The following is an 18518-nucleotide window of genomic DNA, read 5'->3' as shown; positions in this document are numbered from 1 at the left end:
CTTTTCATCTACGAAATTCTACTACTTTTCAGCATTGGCTAGTGCTTCCGCACGTTCTTGCTCCCACTCAGCAAGCGCTTTTTTAAATTCTTCATTACTCATTGGCTTTTCTAGCACTTGCTGGCCTTTAAATTTCTCTGCCGTTACACCAAATGGCGAATATTGCGCCTCGAATGGATTTAATTTAGATGCCATATAGCCACTACCACCAACTGAATATGGAATAACAAAGGCTTCCTCAATTAAAAACGCTTCTGCCTTCGCAAATAGCTCATAGCGTTTGGCTGTGTCAATTGTTTCTTTCGCTTGATCCACAAGATTTTGATAAGTTGTTTTACCATTCGCCTCTTTATAGCCCTCTGCTAATTCTGGTTTATTGTAAGTACCATCTACTGTGAAAGGATCTGTATACGTAGATGGATCTGCAAAATCAGGACCCCAGTTCGCCTCTAAGAGTGCAAATTTACCTGGACGACGTACCTCTGATAAGAAGCCTGTCGATGGACCAGCCTCTACAATAATGTCGACATAATCTGTCCCTAGTAGTTTTTCCATTTGCTGCTCGACTACTTGAGAGCGATTAGCCCAATCTGGCATACCAGCGTTATAAGGCATTAAAACCTTTACAGGGAATGTGGCCTTACCTGCTAACGCTGTTTTTGCCTTTTCTTTATACTCTAGGGCCAGCTCTTTATTGAAGGAATCCTCATTGGAAATGGATGTAAGGGGTGCTAGTTGTGTATAATCCACTCCTTCCACATCAACAAAGTTTTTCGGTGTAATGGTATTGCTCAGCAAATCTGCTGGATTATATGGCTCAACCGTTAGCATCGCGGAGACACGGTCAAGCGCATGGAATAAGGATTTGCGGAAATCTTTATTATTGACGGCGATTTTCCAGTTATCAGGTTCGTATTGTGCGTCAAATTGTGGGTTGAAGTTGAGTGCATAAAAGTAGGTATAGAAGTTATTTTGTGTTTGACGAACCTGAGATTTTTTCTTTTCATCTTTAAACCATTCATCAATGATGGAGGTCGGGATACTAGCCGAATCGATTTCGCCACGTAAAAACAGCTCAGGCGCCACAGTTGCCGCTTCTTTATTGTATTTATAGCGAATACGGTCAATCAGCACCTTGTCTTTATCCCAGTACGTTTCATTTTTCACAAGAACGCGTTCATTTTGTGGCTCAAATTTATCTAAAATATAGGCACCGTTATAGAGGAAGTTTTCACGTGTTGTGCCAAAATCCTCTCCCTTTTCCGCAATGAACTTGCCATTCACAGGGAAGAAACAAACATAATTCAACATAGAAAGAAAATAGGGTGTCGGCGCCTCTAAAGTATATTCTACTGTATGTTCATCTAGCGCCTTTATGCCTACCTCCTTGAAATCGTTCATCTCGCCATTATAGAAGGCTTCCCCATTTTTCACCACCGTCGCAATCCAAGCTGTCGACGATTCATTTTTAGCATCAAGCACATAGTGTAAGCCATCCACAAAGTCTTGTGCCACAACATCTGCATATCCCTTGCCCTCATGTGTCACCCATTTTGCATCATCACGCAATTTGAATGTCCACACTGTAGCATCCTCATTCGCAGACCACTCTTTCGCTAATCCTGGCTGGACCACCCCATAGTTGTCATATTCAATGAGCCCATCCACCATATTCGCAGCTACCGCAAATTCATTTGTTTCTGACGTCTTTAAATAATTTAACGTTTTAATTTCCCCTGAATACACCACTCGATATTCCGATGCTTTTTCACTCGCTGACTTGTCATTACAGGCTACACAAAATAATACGATCAGACATACGAACAGCAACCAATATTTTCTCACAAGCATCCCCCTAGTCATCTTTTTATAATGAAAATCCTATTGGTAGGATTGCATCTTCAATAGGATCATTCAAACATAAGCTAGGTCTGTCTAAATCGACCATCTATCGATGAAATAAACAACGGTACATACTCGTTGTCACGGTTATGAGATTAAATTGTCAGTTCTACCAAACCACTCAGACAGCGTGTCCCACTGCATTTTGAGCAGGTCTAGCAAACTTTTGAGCGGGTCCACCATTTTTTGATGACTTCTCACCTTTCATGAATTAGCATCCTCACTTGATATAAAAGCTCCCACTAAACCTTACCATCATGTTAAAAATTGCAGGACACGCAGCACCTCATAAAAATCATGGGTCATGAACTCCACGGTATTATGCGGTTTGAATTTGGCATTTGGATAAAATGAATTACGATAGGCTCGTGTATGGTCACGATAAATAATTTCTACCCTAAAGTGTTCTGGCAACGTTACCTGTAATGCGGCACGTGGAACCTTCATAGAAGACTCCACCAGTCGCTTAGTTTCCATGATAGTTAGTTGTGGACTGACACTAATCGTCGCATTGCCAATGCCTTCCTTTGTAGCAAACGTGACAATGTGTTCATTTACGGCCTGAATCTCTTCTGTCAACCCCACATCCCCACTTACAAAGGAAACGGGCACATCGTGTAAGGCTGCTGCATACGTGTTGATGAGAAATTCGCTCGCATATTCGCCATTGATTTTGACATCTGCGTATGTGCAAAGTGTGTGGGCTAGTGGGTTACGTTCACTGCCACCCTTGCTGTGATAGCCGATAAAAATAGCACGATCGAAGCTTTTATCGAGACCCGCTACCATACACATAGGGTCGTATGTCCAGCCACGGATAACTTTACAGTTGATTGGTAAATTGGAAATGTCTAGATTGCGGGCTGAATCATGTGCGTCCTTTACTAAAATTTCGGTTGCGCCCCCCGCTATCGCTCCTTCAATGGCAGCTTCTACTTCTCGCGTCATTTGTCTTTGGAAAAACTGATAGTCAGGTGCGTTTAACTCGGTCTCACTCCACGAAGTTGTACCTGTAATCCCTTCAATATCTGCACTAATATAAATTTTCATAGAAATCGAAACTCCTCTACATTATGATTTTGAATTGTTGCGTGTACTGCTCCGTAATGAGCTACCTGTGCTTGAACACGTCTAGCCCATGCCACATTGCCATAATCGTAATGCCACCATTCCTCCTCATAGTTCGTAAATCCAGCAAGTGTCATACAGTTATACAGCAAACGTCGGTGCTGACAGGCAAGTGGATTTTCATGCGTTTGCTGTTCAAAATAACGGGTCGCCGATTTTTCATTCATTTCATCAAATGCAGTCCCAAGATCGAGGGCTTTACCATGAACATCTGCAAGTGTTACATCGATGGCACCCCCTGTTAAATGGGGGGCTAAATGGGCTACATCTTTACTTGGAAATGCTACATATTTTTTGGTCGCCTGCACAATCTCTTGTGATGTTAGCTGCGGCATCCTTTTTGCTAATTGCTGAGAAAAATGGCTAAACAAATGCTGCTGTACTTGAAATGGGCGATAGCCATCATAAAGTAATAAGCAATACTCTTGAGGTAATAATGTTAACGCCTGTTGCAAACGCTCATAGACACCTTCTCTTACATAAATAACTCGTAAACTATTAGAAATCTGTTGCTGATAGTAGATGGGCTCCATAAATATCCTAGGATGAGCACCTGTAAGCTGGATAAGCGGCTCATTGTTTTCACAGACAACTGGTGATGGCGAGGGGCTTCCATTTAGAGAGGGTGCTATCGGTTGAAAAAGGTTCATAATAACAGAACCCTCCTTTAAATAGTTAGATAATTCAGTTTTTTAAGTTGAATGTTATCACATCTCTCTATCATTGACTAGATAAAAAAAGAATAATTACAAAATAATGGATAAACTCTTATAATGATACATATTCCAGCAATTGACGGATCGAAAAACCACTTATATCCTCTAATTAAGGATTTTATTCATCTTATAGCTCGCTCATGCTAAAAAATTAACGAAACCTGTTTGGTGCTCAAAAAAAGCCATTGAAACACAATTGCTGTTTCAATAGCCTTTTCTTTTATGCCTGTTGAAAGGAATAAGCTTGCACTGTATGACCATTGCGGCCAGTTGTTGTCTTAGCTTGGGATAATGAATTTAGTATCGCTTCCTCAGTCGCTTCCGCTGCGGCTGTAAACAATTGATTCATGATGGGATGATCCTCACGAAGCTGACTTCTAGTCTCAATAAGCTGATCAGTGGTATGAGGAATACAATGTGCCGTCGTGAAGCCAATCACAATGTCACCACTACCATGTGAAAAATGACTGCCTGTCCGTCCTAAACCAATACCACAGCGCTTAATGACACGTGTTAATTGTCGACTACTTAGCGGGGCATCTGTCGCAAGGACAATGATAATGGAGCCATCTGTTGGTGATAGAGTAGATTGGTTTTGCATAGTTGAGACTTTGTAATGCTCGGCTAAAAACTCCCTGTCTTGTCCAAAGTTACTAAGAACTAGGCAGCCTACTGTATAGTTCACTTCATTTGATTCTACTTTGACGATGCGAGAGGAAGAACCAATTCCTCCTTTGTAGCCGAAACACATCATCCCCTTTCCTGCACCAACAGCGCCTTCCTGTGCCGTCTTTGTAGAGGCTTGACGAATGGCTTCTATGGCATGCGCAGGTGTCACTGGACAAGCTCGAATCGAATTAAGATAACTATCATTACACTCGCCCACAACGAGATTAATGGTTCCTGTTGTCAGTCCAATGTCTTCATTCCTATCAAGCATATAGCTTAATGTACCTTGTGTCACAGCTGGTACGCCAAAAGTATTGGTTAACATAATGGGCGATTCCAGTACACCTAGTTCATTCACTTGCACAAGTCCCGTTGTTTTTCCAAAGCCATTTAGTACATAGCTTGCCGCTGTCACCTTTTGCTGAAATACATTGCCTCCATGCGGTAAAATGGCTGTAACGCCTGTACACACATAGGCCCCATTCTGATCTAATGGCTCATCCAATGTCACATGCCCCACTTGAACTCCTTCTACATCGGTGATGCAGTTTTTCTGACCAACTGGTAACACACCAATTTCAATGCCCAATTGTCTTACTTTTCCCTGCATATTATGCATCCTCCTCAATCGCCATTAACACAGCAGCCTGTGCATGGATAGCGGTTGTATCAAACACTGGAATGCTAACATCCTCCTGCTGAATCAGTAAGCCGATTTCCGTGCAGCCCAAAATTACCCCTTGTGCCCCCGCATGTACAAGCTCCTCTATCACTTGGCTATAGTACCTTTTAGATGCTGGTACAATGGTACCAAGACACAATTCATCGTAAATAATTCGGTTGACTTCCATTCGGTCGTTGCTGTCAGGCACGATCACCTCTATGGCAAAGCTTTCTACCCTTGCCTTATAAAACGCTTGCTCCATTGTGTACTTTGTACCAAGAAGCGCTATTTTCTGTAGCCCCGCTTCTTTGATTTGCTTAGCTGTGGCATCCGCAATATGTAAAATAGGAATGGTTATAGCAGGCTCGATAACATCAATGACCTTATGCATTGTATTGGTACAAATGATGACTAGGTCTGCGCCTGCCCGCTCCAGTGCTTGTGCAGCGTGAGCTAGAACCTCACCTGCTTTGTCCCACTCCCCGTTAGCTTGAAAATGCTCAATTTGCTGGAAATCTACACTAAACAAAATACATTTCGCAGAGTGTAGGCCCCCTAGCCTGTGTTTAACCTGTTCATTGATAAGTCTGTAATATTCAGCAGATGACTCCCAGCTCATCCCACCGATTAAGCCGATTGTTTTCATGTCTACATCACTCCTTTTTCTATTATTATACGCCTCCCTCACACAAAAATAAGAGAATTTTCCAAAAGCAATAGATGGTGTTTGGAAAATAATACATAAAAAGAGTTTCCCCCATTAATAAAATTAAAATCTCAAAATTTTATCATATTTCATTATATTAAAAAAAGTTGATTTTATATAAAAAAACAGTGTAGACTAAAGCGTATTGTGAAAGGAGGACAACTTATGGAATGGATCTCAACAATAGTTGATAGTGGAAATAATATTTTATGGACATATATCCTCATTATCTTACTTTTAGCAGCAGGACTATATTTTTCATTCGGTACGAAGTTTGTACAAATTCGTCTTTTTCCTGAAATGTTTCGTTTAATTGTAGAAAAAAGAGAGGGCGATTCGGGGGTTTCTCCGTTCCAAGCCTTTACCATTAGTGCTGCTTCACGTGTCGGCACAGGAAATATTACAGGGGTAGCCTTAGCCATTGGTGTAGGCGGTCCTGGTGCAGTATTTTGGATGTGGATAATCGCGATTTTAGGGATGGCCACTGCCTTCATTGAAAGTACCTTAGCACAGGTCTATAAAGTGAAGGATGGCGATACATTCCGTGGTGGGCCCGCCTACTATATGGAGAAAGCATTAGGTCAACGAAAGCTTGGCATTATTTTTAGTATTCTATTAACATTAAGCTTTGGCTTTATTTTTAATGCTGTGCAATCCAACACAATTGCCACTTCAGTCGGCGAAGCCTTCGATGTAAATCCAAAGATTATTGGGGCTATACTTGTCATTTTAACTGGATTAATTATTTTTGGTGGTGTCCACCGAATTGTAAAGGTAACACAAGTTCTTGTTCCCGTTATGGCCATCTTCTATTTACTTGTAGCTCTTTTTGTAGTGGTGACTAATTTATCGGAAATCCCACATGTTTTTTCATTAATTTTCACTCATGCATTTGGCCTACAGGAAGCTGCTGGTGGCGCAATTGGGGCAGCAATCATGCAGGGCGTACGTCGCGGTTTATTTTCCAATGAAGCAGGGATGGGGAGTGTACCGAATGCTGCTGCGACTGCTAATACTTCGCATCCTGCTAAGCAAGGACTTGTACAAAGCTTAGGTGTCTTTTTTGATACGATTATGATTTGTACAGCCACTGCCTTTATCATTATTTTAGCGGGCTTATATGATAAAGGTGAGAGTGATGGTATTATTTTGACGCAAAATTCTTTAGCTGTTCATGTTGGTGATTGGGCTCCTTATTTTATTGCCATCTCCATCATTTTCTTCGCTTTTAGTTCGATTATTGGTAATTATTATTATGGTGAATCCAATATTGAATTTATGGATGCCCATAAAGCTTGGATGTTTTGCTATCGAATTTTCGTATTAGTTATGGTCATGTTCGGCTCCATCGCACAGGTACAGCTTGTATGGAATCTCGCTGACCTCTTTATGGGGCTGATGGCGCTTATCAATATCGCCATCATTATGATGCTCGGTAAAATTGCCTTCCTCGTGCTAGACGACTTTACTGAGCAACGTAGAGCAGGAAAAAATCCTGTCTTCTATGCAAAATCAATCCCAACCTTAAAAAATACAGACTGTTGGGAAGAAGAAGATCGATAAAATACTGAACGCCACTTCTAAAATTGGAGTGGCGTTTTTTGAAAAAAACGGTTGTTCTGCTCTACTAGTACAGCATTTATCAAAACTTAACGCCACCCCAAATTATGGAGTGGCGTTGTGCTTTAATATTTAAACTGACTAATCAGTAGCTTTAATTCATCCGCCATATGTGCGAGTGCTTGCGCAGAGGCATTGATTTCCTCCATTGAGGCTAATTGCTCCTCTGTTGATGCTGCGACATCCTCAGACGCCGCTGCATTGCCTTTTGCAGAGAATGCCAAATCTTCGGTTACTGCTGCTACCTCTTGAACACCTGCAGACATCTGTTCAGAGGCTGAAGAGACCTCCTCCATTTTAGGGGTAATTTCATTCATACTTGTCATAATGACTTGGAATTTTGCAATGGCTTCATCGGAAATATGCAATCCACTTTGCACATCCTCTGTAACCTTCGCCATAATACTGACAGATTGCTCCGTTTCTTGCTGAATCCCTCGGATAAGCTCAAATATTTGTTTCGCTGATTCCTGTGATTGCTCTGCAAGCTTACGCACTTCGTCTGCCACGACTGCAAAGCCTTTCCCATGCTCTCCTGCTCTCGCTGCTTCGATAGCTGCATTTAAAGCTAGTAAATTTGTTTGATCTGCAATGCTTGTAATCACATCTAAAATGGATGTAATTTGCTGAGAGCGTTCATGCAATGTCTGGATTTTCGCATTGGAGTCTGCTACGGATAAATGAATGGATTGCATTTGATTCTTTGTATTTTGAACAGCTTGTCCGCCTTCATCCGCCTGTAATGTCGCATGCTGTGAAAGGTCCGTCACAGCGGAGGAGATTTCAGCAATATGCAGAATGGCAGTAGAAAGCTCATGTAAAGAAGCTGCATATTTATTGGCACTAATCGTTTGAGAATCAGCACTTGTTGCAACATCCTGAATGGAAATCGCCACTTTTTCTGTTGCAATGCTTGTCTGATTGGCATTGGCAGTTAGCTCTTCTGCTGAAGAAGCAACCTCCTCTGCATTTTGTTCAATTTTTTGAATTAGTGTCCGTAAGCTTTCTTGCATATCATTAAAGGCTTGTCCTAATTGGCCAATCTCATCTTTTGACGTAATGGTTACCATTTCCGTGAGATCCCCTTTGCTGATCGTAACCGCACTATCCTTTAAGGCTTTAATTGGTTTAATGACAGCCCTCATTACAAAATAAAAAATGATAGAACTGATGATAATTGCTGCTATGAGGACTAGAATCGTATGGTATAAAATCGAGGAAGCAGACTCATCAATTTCTTCAGCAAAAATCGTTCCTGTTATTTTCCAATTTGTCAGTTCATTTGTCGTATAGAATAAAAGACGATCATCACCATTAAAGACATATTCATACGTACCTGATGGACTTTCGTACATTTTATCAAGGAAGCTTTCTTTCAGCTCCCCTCCTGCTTCAAGTGTAGGATGTGAAATGACCATCTTGTCTTTTCCAAAAATAGAAGGATACCCATTTTTTCCGATTCGAATTGAATCAGCAATTTTTTGAAGATCGGTTAATTTTATATCAATTGCCACAACTCCAGCATGATCCTTCGTCTGCTTAGCAACTGTTACCACCATATCACCCGTCCCCGCATCCTTGTAAGGGTTGGTGATCAGGGTTTCTCCTTTTAAAGCTGTCGCCTCTTTATACCAATCTCGATCTAATGGATTATAGTCTGCACCATTCAATTTTGGCTCCTGTGTAAATCGACCGTCATTCATGCCAATATAAACACTCAATACATCTGCATTAAGCTTTGTATATTGCTGAAATTTAGCCACAATCGATGCTTGTGCTTCTTCATATTGGCCCTCATCTATTTCACTGCTAAATACATTGATGTCACTCATTTTCTCACTAATCGTTTTGTCAATGAGCTTATTTAAAATGCCTACACTTTCATTGGCACTAAATAAAATTTCTTCTTCAATCGAGTCTTTTGCAGATAAATAAGACAAACTCCCCACAGATATGACAGGGATAAGTAATACTAGCGCAAATAGCGTATAAAGCTTGCCCTTAAAACTGCTAAATAGTTTCTTCATATATCAATCTCCTTTTGATTTTTTTAAAACCTCTCCCTCTCTTTATCTCCTTACCATTTCTCCCAAAGCTTTTATCGGACGAAAAAAACTATTTCTAACATTTTTACGATTTTCATACTATTCAGGCTTTACCGACAAATAAAAACCCCTGTACCTGGACAGGGGTAAGTTGGATTTAGTATTTAAACGACTGAATAGATTCTTGCAGGTCTATAGCCATCTTTGCTAGATGGGTTGAGGCTGCTGCTACCTCCTCCATCGCTGCATTTTGTTCCTCGGAAGAGGCTGCAACACTTTGCACATGATGGCTTGATTTACTCGACACTTCACTAATATAGTCGATTTCTTGCACTAACTTTTCAATATCTTGATGGATTGTTTGAATGGCTGCCGTAACAAGCTCGGTCTGTGCTTGTACATCATTAATGGCATCATCAATTTGTATAAAATTATCCCTTGCCACATTAACCTTTTCACGACCTACATGGACAGAATCATTACTATTTACCATATCTTCCTCGATAATCCTCGTGCTATCTGTAATTTGTGCCACTACTTTTTCAATATCGACTGCAGCAAGATTTGACTCATCTGCTAGCTTGCGGACTTCCTCTGCCACTACCGCAAAGCCTTTCCCATGCTCCCCGCTCCTTGCGGCTTCAATGGAGGCATTGATTGCTAGTAAATTGGTCTGTGTCGCTATACTCTTAATGACATTTACTGCTGATACAATCGCCGCTGTATTGTCATCTAAATCTTGCACACGTGTATTTAGCTCACTTGTGTTAGTAGAGATTTCATTCATTTGCACTGTTACATCATGTACAGAAGAACGACCTGTTTGTGCCATATTTTTCGTGTTGACTGTTGCTTGATTCACGCTTTGTATGCTTGTAGAAATATCATTCATTTTCTTCAAAATATGGGCAGATAAGTTTCGCACATCACCTGTTAACGTATCCTGCTGATCAATACCTTGTGCAATATCATGAATAGATTCTGTTACCACCTCTGTCGCCTGTGTAACCTCCATGCTACTTGCTGTTAGCTGTTCTGATGTTGCGGCAACTTGCTCAGAGGAGTTTCCTACCTGTTTCATCATCAGTCGAAGCTTTTCGGACATACTATTGAAGGAATCGGCTAAGTGCGCAAACTCATCCTTGGTTTTAAATTGTAAATGCGTATGCAAATTCCCTTCCGAAAATTTATCCATTTCTACCACGGTTTGTTGAATATTTTTTGCGATCCGTCTACCGAATAGTGTCGCAATGATAATGCTTATAAGTAGAGATATAGCCACTAGAATCATAATTTCAAGGCCACTTCTCTCTCCTTTTTGCTTTGTCGTCTCAATATGTGCTAGCATATCTTCTTGCTGCGCTGTTGCCATCGTTTTTCCAAAAACAACTAATTTCTGAGAGCCCTCACCTAAAATCGGTAAAGCCATTTGTTGTGCTTGCTGATGATCCCCGCGTTGATAAAGTGGCACAATCTGCCCATCTATAGCCTTCTCCCAGTCATTAAGCTGGGATAGAAATTTTTCAAAATCCTCATTGCTATCGCCTATTTCCTGAAGTCGATTAATCGACGTATGTAAGGTATTGCGGATTTCATGATGATTGTTGAGCATTTCTTCCTTGCCATATAACATATACCCACGAATAGCCGCATTCGCTCGTACGGTTTGGAACGAGATATCTTGATATAAATGGATTAATTCCGTATTGTCTTCGATTTCTGCTAATGTGTGATTATTATTATTCAGGTAGTACATAGCAATTCCTGAAATAAGCAGTAAAAAGATGAGGACAATACCAAAAGCAAATTGCAATTTCCGTTCCACAGTTAGTCTCATATGATTCCCTCTATTCTTCTATAATCCACTTGAGTATAGCCTACCTAAACCTATTAGCCTATAAAATCTATGCTTCTGCTCCTAAACTATCGCTAAAATTTAACAATAATGAGAATTTCGCATCTAATCTATTGACAATAATATCCACTATTTTACTAGTTGAAATAGGAATTAATCATTTGGAAACCATAGAGATAACACCAAAAGAGCGGAAGTAGCAGGAGCATTTTCAGAAAATGACCTCTTTTTTCTAAAAACTCTCGAATGCCTGATGTCAGCATCATCGCACTCAATAATAGTAAGCTATGTTGAGCCCCATAAATCTGCAAAGAGAATGTAATGACCAAGGGCAGGATGGCTGGATAAATAGAATCAGCTAGTGATCTTTTTTCCTCCGTATTGGAGGGCATGCTTTCTTTCTCTGTAGATTTAGTGGCTGTTAATTTCTTTGCAAGCATAAAGACAAGACCAAAAAATAAAATGGTATAAACAATAAATAATAGCCACGACATTTTGCTTTCCTCATTTAACAAATGAAAATAATCCTCAGCTTCTTGTGCTTGCAGTGCATAATACTGTCCTGTTTTTTGATCCATTAGGAAGAATCGTTCATCCTCGACTATTACTTTCATGGCCGTTTCCTTGCCATTATGGAAGCGTATGTATAAATCACTTACTGCTTCATGGTTGGCTGGTCGACTGCTAAGGTCCTTTTTAGTTTGTAAAACTTGCTGAAGGCGATCTGTATCTTTCACCTCATAGCGGTCGACGTAGAATACTTGCTTTAATGGATATAAATATTGCTCTTTGCCATTACTTCCAGACAAATACCATGCCTCTTTAATCGATTGAATAGGGGTATGCAGCGACACTAGCTCCTCACGCTGCCTTTCATTGTAAACGAAGAGTAGTAGTGTGCTTAAACTCAAAACAATGCCTAGAATAAGTGTATAACTATAACCACCCTTGTGCACTTTATCACCTCCTTTACCACTTTACATTTATAGTAATTATTGTCATATACGATTTACTACTCTAATAAGTTTCAGCTATACTTAAATAGAGGTGATGATGTATGAGTAGACCAGAATTATACGTACATTTAGTAGTCGGTCCTGATTGTGATTTTGAATCCATGGCCATTCGAGCGGCACTGGAATCCTTTGGTGCAGGCGTTACACTCGATTTAATTGGCAGACCAAATGATTTCATTGATATTTTATCTGGAAATGATCTTCCTCACAAAATGGATTATTTGCTATTAAACTTTCACGGCGATGAGGGGCGATTTTGTCTGCCTGAGCTAGGAGAAGAGGTATATGAAGAAAATGAACCAAGGAGTATCTATTTTGAACCTCAAGATGTCTTAACCTATTGTCAGCTACAGGGTGTCAAGGTCATTGCGGCAGGCTGTACATTAGGCTGGCAGCAGCTAGCGACAGCCTTTTTAGAGAGTGGCTGTCATTCCTACCTAGCACCTGATGATTATATTGAGGGTAATGCTAATCTCATGTTTCTAATTCACTTTTTCTATGAGATAATCACAAATCATAGAAGTCAGCAGGAGGCATTTGAACTCGCTCAAACCGACCTAGAAACAGCCTTATACAAGCTCTATTTAGCGGAAAAAAAATCGTAGCACCTACTACTTGGCTACGATCTTTCTTCTTTAGCGTTGATGTTTGTCTAGCATGGCTTCAGTAAAAGCTTGTGACTGTCCTTTAGGAATACTGAGTGTTTGCCAATCAGAGCCTTTTACCTGTTTGGCGATATAAATGATTTGACCGACGTGCTGTGCATAGTGTGCCATTTGTCTTTCAATGGCATCAATGACCGCTAGCCGCTCCCCTCTAATCGTGACATGCCCCTGTAAATCGGATTCTGTTAAATTTGCCAAGGCCTCTAAAAACACTTGCCACCCCTTGTCCCAAGCGGAGATGATTGCCTCTTTGGTGTGAAGACTATCCTCAAACTCATCATCCCGATTTCTCGTTGGCTTTTCTCCATCTGTCGATAAAAAATCTGTCCAGCGGGAAATCATATTACCACTTACATGCTTTACAATCACTGCAATACTATTGGATTCTTCATTGTATGCCCAGTGCAATTGTGCCTCTTCCATTTGGGCAAGCGTTTTATCCCCTAGCTCTTTCACACTTTGAAATCTTTTCTGGACAACTTGTAAATAGGTTTGTGCAATTGTCATAGTCGAACCTCCATCCCCTCTTTTCTATCATTCTATTATAGCTCAATTGAAATGTCTCATGACTTATTCACCAAGAATAAATTCTCTTGCAAGGATCGCCATTTTTTCTTGAACCTCCTGTGGGTTTCCATCGAGTTGATACCCGATATGATAGACATAGCCGTTATAGTAAGAATAAAACTCATTGGCTCTAGTTGTCATTTGAAAGATTCGCTTATCCGTCTCATCGTAATTGTAATAAGTATATACATACCCTCGTTCTGGTGACATCTCCCGATAAAACAGGGGATTCATAAAATTTAAGCCTATATTCGAAACTTTCATCCCTAAAGTTTCTTCCATATTTTTAGACTTCACATAGCTCGCTAAGGGATTATACTTTACATTTGTCACGGTAAAATTAATAAATTGTAAATCCACCCCAGTGGAGGATTTTTCTTTATAGCTAAATTGAAATTGCTTTTGTTTACTACCATCCTCCATTTTTGCTGATACCGCATAGACCTCATGTATATTTGGTTGAAATGGTAAATTTTCAGGATCAGTGAGATGAACGACATCCTCCAGTGATGTTGCTACTGATTGCATCGCCTCTAAACCTTGAAGTGGTGCATAATATTGGATATGTTTTGCCTGACTTAAATAATTAGCAAGTGGAAGAAAATTACTGTATGCTGTACCTTTTCCCTCCACTTCTGTTTGAAATAAATCCGTGAATGTAGGTGTTTCTCCTTCATCCTGTGTAGCTAACTCGCCCATCGGTTTTGCTGCTTGCCATGCAATGAATAATAAAATAGAGCAGGTAATCATTATCGTAACGGCACGATATGTCCATCTTGGCTTGGGCATAACAGGCTCTTGCTGAATTTGTTGTCGAACCTTATGAATAATGGCTTCCTTATATGCTGAAACATCTTGTAGTACCTGCATTGTATGCTTATCCATGGAAAAGCACCTCCCATTCAATATGTTGTAACTCTATTTTTAATAGCTCCTTTCCTTTCTTTAAACGTGATTTCACAGTACCTTCAGGAATCGCAAGTAGCTCCGCAATCTCTTTAATCGTCATCTCCTCCAAGTAAAAATAGACAATTGCTTCTCGTGGTTTGAGAGGTAAGCTTAAAATGGCATCATCTAACAGCGCTTGTTCATCTTGACGAATCAGAGTGTCCGGCAATGTTGATTTTTGTTTGGTAAAAAATTTATGCTGAAATGTTATTTTTCTGTATGCCCAGCTTTTTAAATAATCTTTGCATTTATTGATTGTCATGCGGGCTAAGTATGCCTTCATCTCTCCTCGTTCCTCATATTGTTTTTGATGATAGAACTTAATAAACACATCCTGTACAATATCCTCGGCTATTTGTAAATCCTTTGTATAGTAATAAGCAATTCGAAACAATTGCTCCGTATGTATAGCCATTAACTGCTCGAAATTTTCATGATCTGACACGCCATCATCCTCCTTCTACACTATAAACGACTCACAACCAGAAAAAGATTATTTTTCCAGATAGAAAAATACATAAAAAAACCGCCTCAACCATTTGAGACGGTTTACTGTTACTTTATAAATTTTCATCAATATATGTTTCGATATCAGAAGCTATCGTATCAATCGGTACATCTTCAATGTTTTCAGCATAACCATTATACATTTTGACGAGGACACCATCTTTATCGACTAAGAAAAATTGATTGCCATGAATGACTTGGTCACTGTTAGGGTCGTTTTTCACTAAAATCTTTGTATTTTTCACCGCAAATTGTTCGATATATTTCTGTGAATACCCTGTAAGAAGGTTCCATTTAGATTCATCTGGAACATTGTATTTACTAAGATAATCCGCTAACACATCTGGTTGATCAACATCTGGATCTACTGAAAAGGCAACGATGTTATAGTCCTCTACTCCTTTTTTCTGAAGCTTTTCTTGGACTTGTGCCATGTTTAATGACATGGGCGGGCAGATGGACACACAGTTTGTGAAAATATACATACCAATCCAAGGCTTACCTTTTAAGCTTTCAAGCGAAACCGTTTCACCACGTTGATTAACATGTTCAAAATTGGGTATTTCTAGACTATAATCTGCTTTAAATTTTGAGTTTCCACATGCGCCTAACACAGATGCACAGGCTAACAGCAGCACTAGCCCTATTAATTTACGTTTCATGTCAACACTCTCCCTAACCTACACTATCCCCATCCTAACGTAGGTTGTAAGCGTTGACAAGAACTTCTAAGTGACAGCTTTCGTACATCTTTGTGAAATCCATTTCATTTTAATGAAACGAGTGCAGCATGAATCGCATCAAGCTTTACTTCGACGCGGTGTAATAAATAAAATGACACTAAAATCGGAAAACCGATATCGGATATCATGTTTAACCACTGTTCCATCCTTCTCCTCCTCTCTCATGTTAAAAATGGTCTTTGCACTTCTCGTAGCAAAGACCATTGTTGAATTATTCTGTTACTACTTCAAATTCTGTGACTTGACGATCTACAATACGAGCTCCCTTGATGGCTGACAGTGCACCACTTTGCCCAGTAAAAACATTTTTAGCCATAATCGTTGTCATTGCCTGCTGAATGTCAGTCACCGTGATATTCGGCTTCGGTGCATCAATCGAAAGGGTTGTCGTTTTCCCATCAGTTGTGGCAAATTGCAATTCTAGAACTTGTGTCATTCTGTGATCCCTCCTTAAGATAAATCGTGTGTTTCCTGTTTCGCAATGCCAGCCAGTGACAGTGATGAAAGACTAGCAATAGCATAAGCAACAGCTAACAAATCGTCCGCGCTATGTGTGTTGTTAATATTTCGATACGATTTCGTGGTGAACGTAGGCTCATTGTTCTCATCATAGCCATCCACATACTTGAGACGCAGTGTAGCATTTACAAAGTTAACATTAGCCATGTAGCATCACCTCCCTTCTGCACACTATATAAAGGCGAATTGCTAAAAAAGGGACATTAAGGATGAATTTTTTTTCGGAAGCTTTTATAATAGAGTGAGAGAAGGCAAAGAGGTGAACGATTTGTTACAAGGTTGGTTTTTATGGTTTATTTTATTTTGGGTTGTCGTCCTCATTTCATTGATGGCTATTGGCGGATTCTTCATGTTCCGCAAATTTTTAAAGGCACTCCCAAAGCAGGATGGAAAATCAGATTTAGATTGGCAAGAATATTATTTAGATAAAACCGTTCACTTGTGGGGACAAGCTGAAAAAGAATTACTCTATGAACTCGTAAGCCCCGTCCCTGAGCTTTTTAGACAAGTGGCGAAGGAAAAAATTGCAGGAAAAATTGGCGAGCTCGCATTAGAAGAAAAAGCAGCTGCCATTAACAATGACCTCATTATTCGCGGCTATATCCAAGCAACACCAAAACGCGATCACAAATTTTTACGCAAAAAATTAGAGCAAATGCAAATTGACATCTCCCCCTATGAACATCTATTCGAATGAGTAAACGCTGCACAAATCTTTGTGCAGCGTTTTTACTTAGCTATGGGATTATTGTCCTAACCTGTGTTTTTAAGAAGCTATCCTCCACTTTGCTAGCTTTATCTCTTTATTTAGACTCCTATCCGCGCTTTGCTGCTCTATCCGCTACTTTTGAGATTTTATCCGCTACTTTTATGAGGCTATCCTGCACTTTGCAAGCTTTATCCTCTTTTTTTGGACTCCTATCCGCGCTTTGCTGCTCTATCCGCTACTTTTGAGATTCTATCCGCCACTTTTAAGATGCTATCCTGCACTTTGCTAGCTTTATCCTCTTTTTTTGGACTCCTATCCGCGCTTTGCTGCTCTATCCGCTACTTTTATGAGGCTATCCTGCACTTTGCTAGCTTTATCCTCTTTTTTTGGACTTCTAACCGCACTTTGCTAGCTTTATCCTCTTTTTTTGGACTTCTAACCGCGCTTTGCTGCTCTATCCGCTACTTTTGAGATTCTATCCGCTACTTTTATGAGGCTATCCTGCACTTTGCTAGCTTTATCCTCTTCATTTGGTCCTCTATCCACGCTTTGAACTCTATCCGCCACTTTTATGAGGCTATCCAGTTCCTCCAGCGCTTACATGCATAAAAAAACTACACTAGCTTCAGCACTAGTGTAGTTTTGGAATTGTTTTTTTGACGCGTTTAAACTGGATTAGCATTGCGATACGCCAAGGTACTAACATGGCAAAGGCTAATATCCAGAACATACCTGCTAATTCACCGACATCGATGGAGCTACTTAAAATCATTTTCGCCACTACTCGGAAGATTAACAATCCGATTAATATAAAAGCGAATGCTTTTGAACGTTTTAAATAAATATCTCGACCCTTTACTTCAAATTTAGAAGTAGCAATTAATATTGTCGAGAATACCATTCCTACAGCTGCCGCCTCTAAGATTTGCATTGGTGGTACACGGAATTGCTCGAATAAAAACATCAGTGCACCAGAGGACATCGCTATTGGTGGAATAATAATTTTCTTCTCATTTGTCGGCATTTTGGAAGCTCTCATTCGTATGACCATCACAAAGCTCCCCATAAGAATGGCCATAATGGTCGACCCTATAACATAATAGTGAGAAGGGATGCTGCTTAACATAAAAAAATCCTCCTCTAATGTCTAATTAACAATTTTGTCCAAGTAATTGATCAGCAACAGCCTTTAATCGTTCTGGCTCGAAAGGCTTTGTAATAAAATCCTTTGCCCCACTCTCAATCGCTTCTACGATTAATTTTTGCTGCCCTAATGCTGTTACCATAATGATTTTTGCATCTGGAAATTCTGGGATGATTTTTTTTACGGCTGCAATACCTGTCATAACGGGCATCGTTACATCCATTGTGACTAAATCTGGTTGTAACTCACGATACATCGCCACAGCTTCCTTACCATTTACTGCCTTACCGACTACCTCATAGCCCCATTCTGTAAACATATTACTGATTGCAACACGCATAAATAGCGTATCATCTACTACTAAAACTGTAGGCACATGTTCATCTCCCTCCACG

General features: G+C 40.1%; 20 protein-coding genes. 3 read left to right on the top strand and 17 right to left on the bottom strand.

Annotated features, from left to right (window positions below; genetic code table 11):
• Positions 1-21 precede the first annotated feature (21 nt).
• The 5 genes from QH639_RS14610 to QH639_RS14590 form a co-directional block, all read right to left on the bottom strand.
• Complete coding sequence (locus tag QH639_RS14610) at positions 22-1851, bottom strand: peptide ABC transporter substrate-binding protein (RefSeq protein ID WP_281114722.1); 1830 nt, start codon at positions 1849-1851, stop codon at positions 22-24.
• A 306-nt stretch (positions 1852-2157) separates the two neighbouring features.
• A complete protein-coding gene (locus QH639_RS14605) occupies positions 2158-2952 on the bottom strand; it encodes a M55 family metallopeptidase (RefSeq protein ID WP_131519818.1) in 795 nt (264 codons plus the stop codon).
• Complete coding sequence (locus tag QH639_RS14600) at positions 2949-3680, bottom strand: M15 family metallopeptidase (RefSeq protein ID WP_227744834.1); 732 nt, start codon at positions 3678-3680, stop codon at positions 2949-2951. The genes QH639_RS14605 and QH639_RS14600 overlap by 4 nt, the downstream gene beginning before the upstream one ends.
• A gap of 286 nt (positions 3681-3966) precedes the next feature.
• Complete coding sequence (locus QH639_RS14595; RefSeq protein WP_281114721.1) at positions 3967-5025, bottom strand: DmpA family aminopeptidase; 1059 nt, start codon at positions 5023-5025, stop codon at positions 3967-3969.
• 1 nt (position 5026) lies between these two features.
• Complete coding sequence (locus QH639_RS14590) at positions 5027-5725, bottom strand: aspartate/glutamate racemase family protein (RefSeq protein ID WP_281114720.1); 699 nt, start codon at positions 5723-5725, stop codon at positions 5027-5029.
• A gap of 225 nt (positions 5726-5950) precedes the next feature.
• Between QH639_RS14590 and QH639_RS14585 the strand changes: the two genes are divergently transcribed.
• The gene (locus tag QH639_RS14585) at positions 5951-7348 is read left to right on the top strand and encodes an alanine/glycine:cation symporter family protein (RefSeq protein ID WP_281114719.1); all 1398 of its coding nucleotides are present in this window, start codon (positions 5951-5953) and stop codon (positions 7346-7348) included.
• Between the two features lie 122 nt (positions 7349-7470).
• Here QH639_RS14585 and QH639_RS14580 read toward each other — a convergent pair whose 3' ends face one another.
• The 3 genes from QH639_RS14580 to QH639_RS14570 all read right to left on the bottom strand — a co-directional run bounded on the left by QH639_RS14580 (position 7471) and on the right by QH639_RS14570 (position 12261).
• Positions 7471-9432, bottom strand: a complete 1962-nt coding sequence (locus QH639_RS14580; RefSeq protein WP_281114718.1) for a methyl-accepting chemotaxis protein — start codon at positions 9430-9432, stop codon at positions 7471-7473.
• Between the two features lie 175 nt (positions 9433-9607).
• Complete coding sequence (locus QH639_RS14575) at positions 9608-11287, bottom strand: methyl-accepting chemotaxis protein (RefSeq protein WP_237900265.1); 1680 nt, start codon at positions 11285-11287, stop codon at positions 9608-9610.
• 155 nt (positions 11288-11442) lie between these two features.
• A complete protein-coding gene (locus tag QH639_RS14570) occupies positions 11443-12261 on the bottom strand; it encodes a hypothetical protein (RefSeq protein ID WP_281114717.1) in 819 nt (272 codons plus the stop codon).
• A 101-nt stretch (positions 12262-12362) separates the two neighbouring features.
• On the opposite strand from QH639_RS14570, the gene QH639_RS14565 reads away from it, so the two are divergent.
• Positions 12363-12926 carry a delta-aminolevulinic acid dehydratase gene (locus QH639_RS14565; protein WP_281114716.1) on the top strand — a complete coding sequence of 188 codons (564 nt, stop codon included), beginning with the start codon at positions 12363-12365 and terminating at the stop codon, positions 12924-12926.
• A gap of 30 nt (positions 12927-12956) precedes the next feature.
• On the opposite strand, the gene QH639_RS14560 is transcribed toward QH639_RS14565, so the two are convergent.
• From QH639_RS14560 to QH639_RS14530, 7 genes are all read right to left on the bottom strand, one after another.
• Positions 12957-13493: a DUF1572 family protein gene (locus tag QH639_RS14560; RefSeq protein WP_237900259.1), complete on the bottom strand. Its 537-nt coding sequence runs from the start codon at positions 13491-13493 to the stop codon at positions 12957-12959.
• 63 nt (positions 13494-13556) lie between these two features.
• The gene (locus QH639_RS14555; protein ID WP_237900257.1) at positions 13557-14438 is read right to left on the bottom strand and encodes a hypothetical protein; all 882 of its coding nucleotides are present in this window, start codon (positions 14436-14438) and stop codon (positions 13557-13559) included.
• A complete protein-coding gene (locus tag QH639_RS14550) occupies positions 14431-14946 on the bottom strand; it encodes an RNA polymerase sigma factor (RefSeq protein WP_081011064.1) in 516 nt (171 codons plus the stop codon). Before QH639_RS14550 ends, QH639_RS14555 begins: the two co-directional genes overlap by 8 nt.
• Positions 14947-15061: 115 nt before the next feature.
• Entirely contained in the window at positions 15062-15670 is a 609-nt protein-coding gene (locus tag QH639_RS14545) for an SCO family protein (RefSeq protein ID WP_259419120.1), read from the bottom strand.
• A gap of 104 nt (positions 15671-15774) precedes the next feature.
• Positions 15775-15897: a YvrJ family protein gene (locus QH639_RS14540; RefSeq protein WP_004229459.1), complete on the bottom strand. Its 123-nt coding sequence runs from the start codon at positions 15895-15897 to the stop codon at positions 15775-15777.
• A 65-nt stretch (positions 15898-15962) separates the two neighbouring features.
• A complete protein-coding gene (locus QH639_RS14535) occupies positions 15963-16187 on the bottom strand; it encodes a DUF2922 domain-containing protein (protein ID WP_237900256.1) in 225 nt (74 codons plus the stop codon).
• A 14-nt stretch (positions 16188-16201) separates the two neighbouring features.
• Positions 16202-16417, bottom strand: coding sequence for a DUF1659 domain-containing protein (locus tag QH639_RS14530; protein WP_237900254.1), 216 nt, complete (start codon positions 16415-16417; stop codon positions 16202-16204).
• 121 nt (positions 16418-16538) lie between these two features.
• Here QH639_RS14530 and QH639_RS14525 point away from each other — a divergent pair, with 121 nt between their 5' ends.
• Entirely contained in the window at positions 16539-16967 is a 429-nt protein-coding gene (locus tag QH639_RS14525; RefSeq protein ID WP_004229468.1) for a DUF2621 domain-containing protein, read from the top strand.
• A 643-nt stretch (positions 16968-17610) separates the two neighbouring features.
• On the opposite strand, the gene QH639_RS14520 is transcribed toward QH639_RS14525, so the two are convergent.
• Both QH639_RS14520 and QH639_RS14515 read right to left on the bottom strand, forming a co-directional pair.
• Positions 17611-18105 carry a CcdC family protein gene (locus tag QH639_RS14520; protein ID WP_004229470.1) on the bottom strand — a complete coding sequence of 165 codons (495 nt, stop codon included), beginning with the start codon at positions 18103-18105 and terminating at the stop codon, positions 17611-17613.
• 25 nt (positions 18106-18130) lie between these two features.
• A complete protein-coding gene (locus QH639_RS14515; protein ID WP_004229473.1) occupies positions 18131-18517 on the bottom strand; it encodes a response regulator in 387 nt (128 codons plus the stop codon).
• Between the last annotated feature and the right edge of the window lies 1 nt (position 18518).

Origin of the sequence: Lysinibacillus sp. 1 U-2021 (assembly GCF_029916965.1) — a bacterium.
Lineage (GTDB): Bacteria > Bacillota > Bacilli > Bacillales_A > Planococcaceae > Lysinibacillus > Lysinibacillus capsici.
The sequence above is the reverse complement of the archived record's forward strand: the minus strand, read 5'-3'. Positions and strand labels throughout refer to the sequence as shown.

Excerpts from the sequence above, each read along its gene's own strand:
- QH639_RS14535 (WP_237900256.1), bottom strand. The coding sequence starts at position 16,187 with ATGACACAAGTTCTAGAATTGCAATTTGCCACAACTGATGGGAAAACG.
- QH639_RS14555 (WP_237900257.1), bottom strand. The coding sequence starts at position 14,438 with ATGGATAAGCATACAATGCAGGTACTACAAGATGTTTCAGCATATAAG.
- QH639_RS14565 (WP_281114716.1), top strand. The coding sequence starts at position 12,363 with ATGAGTAGACCAGAATTATACGTACATTTAGTAGTCGGTCCTGATTGT.
- QH639_RS14530 (WP_237900254.1), bottom strand. The coding sequence starts at position 16,417 with ATGGCTAATGTTAACTTTGTAAATGCTACACTGCGTCTCAAGTATGTG.
- QH639_RS14600 (WP_227744834.1), bottom strand. The coding sequence starts at position 3,680 with ATGAACCTTTTTCAACCGATAGCACCCTCTCTAAATGGAAGCCCCTCG.
- QH639_RS14585 (WP_281114719.1), top strand. The coding sequence starts at position 5,951 with ATGGAATGGATCTCAACAATAGTTGATAGTGGAAATAATATTTTATGG.
- QH639_RS14605 (WP_131519818.1), bottom strand. The coding sequence starts at position 2,952 with ATGAAAATTTATATTAGTGCAGATATTGAAGGGATTACAGGTACAACT.
- QH639_RS14595 (WP_281114721.1), bottom strand. The coding sequence starts at position 5,025 with ATGCAGGGAAAAGTAAGACAATTGGGCATTGAAATTGGTGTGTTACCA.
- QH639_RS14575 (WP_237900265.1), bottom strand. The coding sequence starts at position 11,287 with ATGAGACTAACTGTGGAACGGAAATTGCAATTTGCTTTTGGTATTGTC.
- QH639_RS14580 (WP_281114718.1), bottom strand. The coding sequence starts at position 9,432 with ATGAAGAAACTATTTAGCAGTTTTAAGGGCAAGCTTTATACGCTATTT.
- QH639_RS14545 (WP_259419120.1), bottom strand. The coding sequence starts at position 15,670 with ATGAAACGTAAATTAATAGGGCTAGTGCTGCTGTTAGCCTGTGCATCT.
- QH639_RS14610 (WP_281114722.1), bottom strand. The coding sequence starts at position 1,851 with ATGCTTGTGAGAAAATATTGGTTGCTGTTCGTATGTCTGATCGTATTA.
- QH639_RS14590 (WP_281114720.1), bottom strand. The coding sequence starts at position 5,725 with ATGAAAACAATCGGCTTAATCGGTGGGATGAGCTGGGAGTCATCTGCT.
- QH639_RS14540 (WP_004229459.1), bottom strand. The coding sequence starts at position 15,897 with ATGGAACAGTGGTTAAACATGATATCCGATATCGGTTTTCCGATTTTA.
- QH639_RS14560 (WP_237900259.1), bottom strand. The coding sequence starts at position 13,493 with ATGACAATTGCACAAACCTATTTACAAGTTGTCCAGAAAAGATTTCAA.
- QH639_RS14520 (WP_004229470.1), bottom strand. The coding sequence starts at position 18,105 with ATGTTAAGCAGCATCCCTTCTCACTATTATGTTATAGGGTCGACCATT.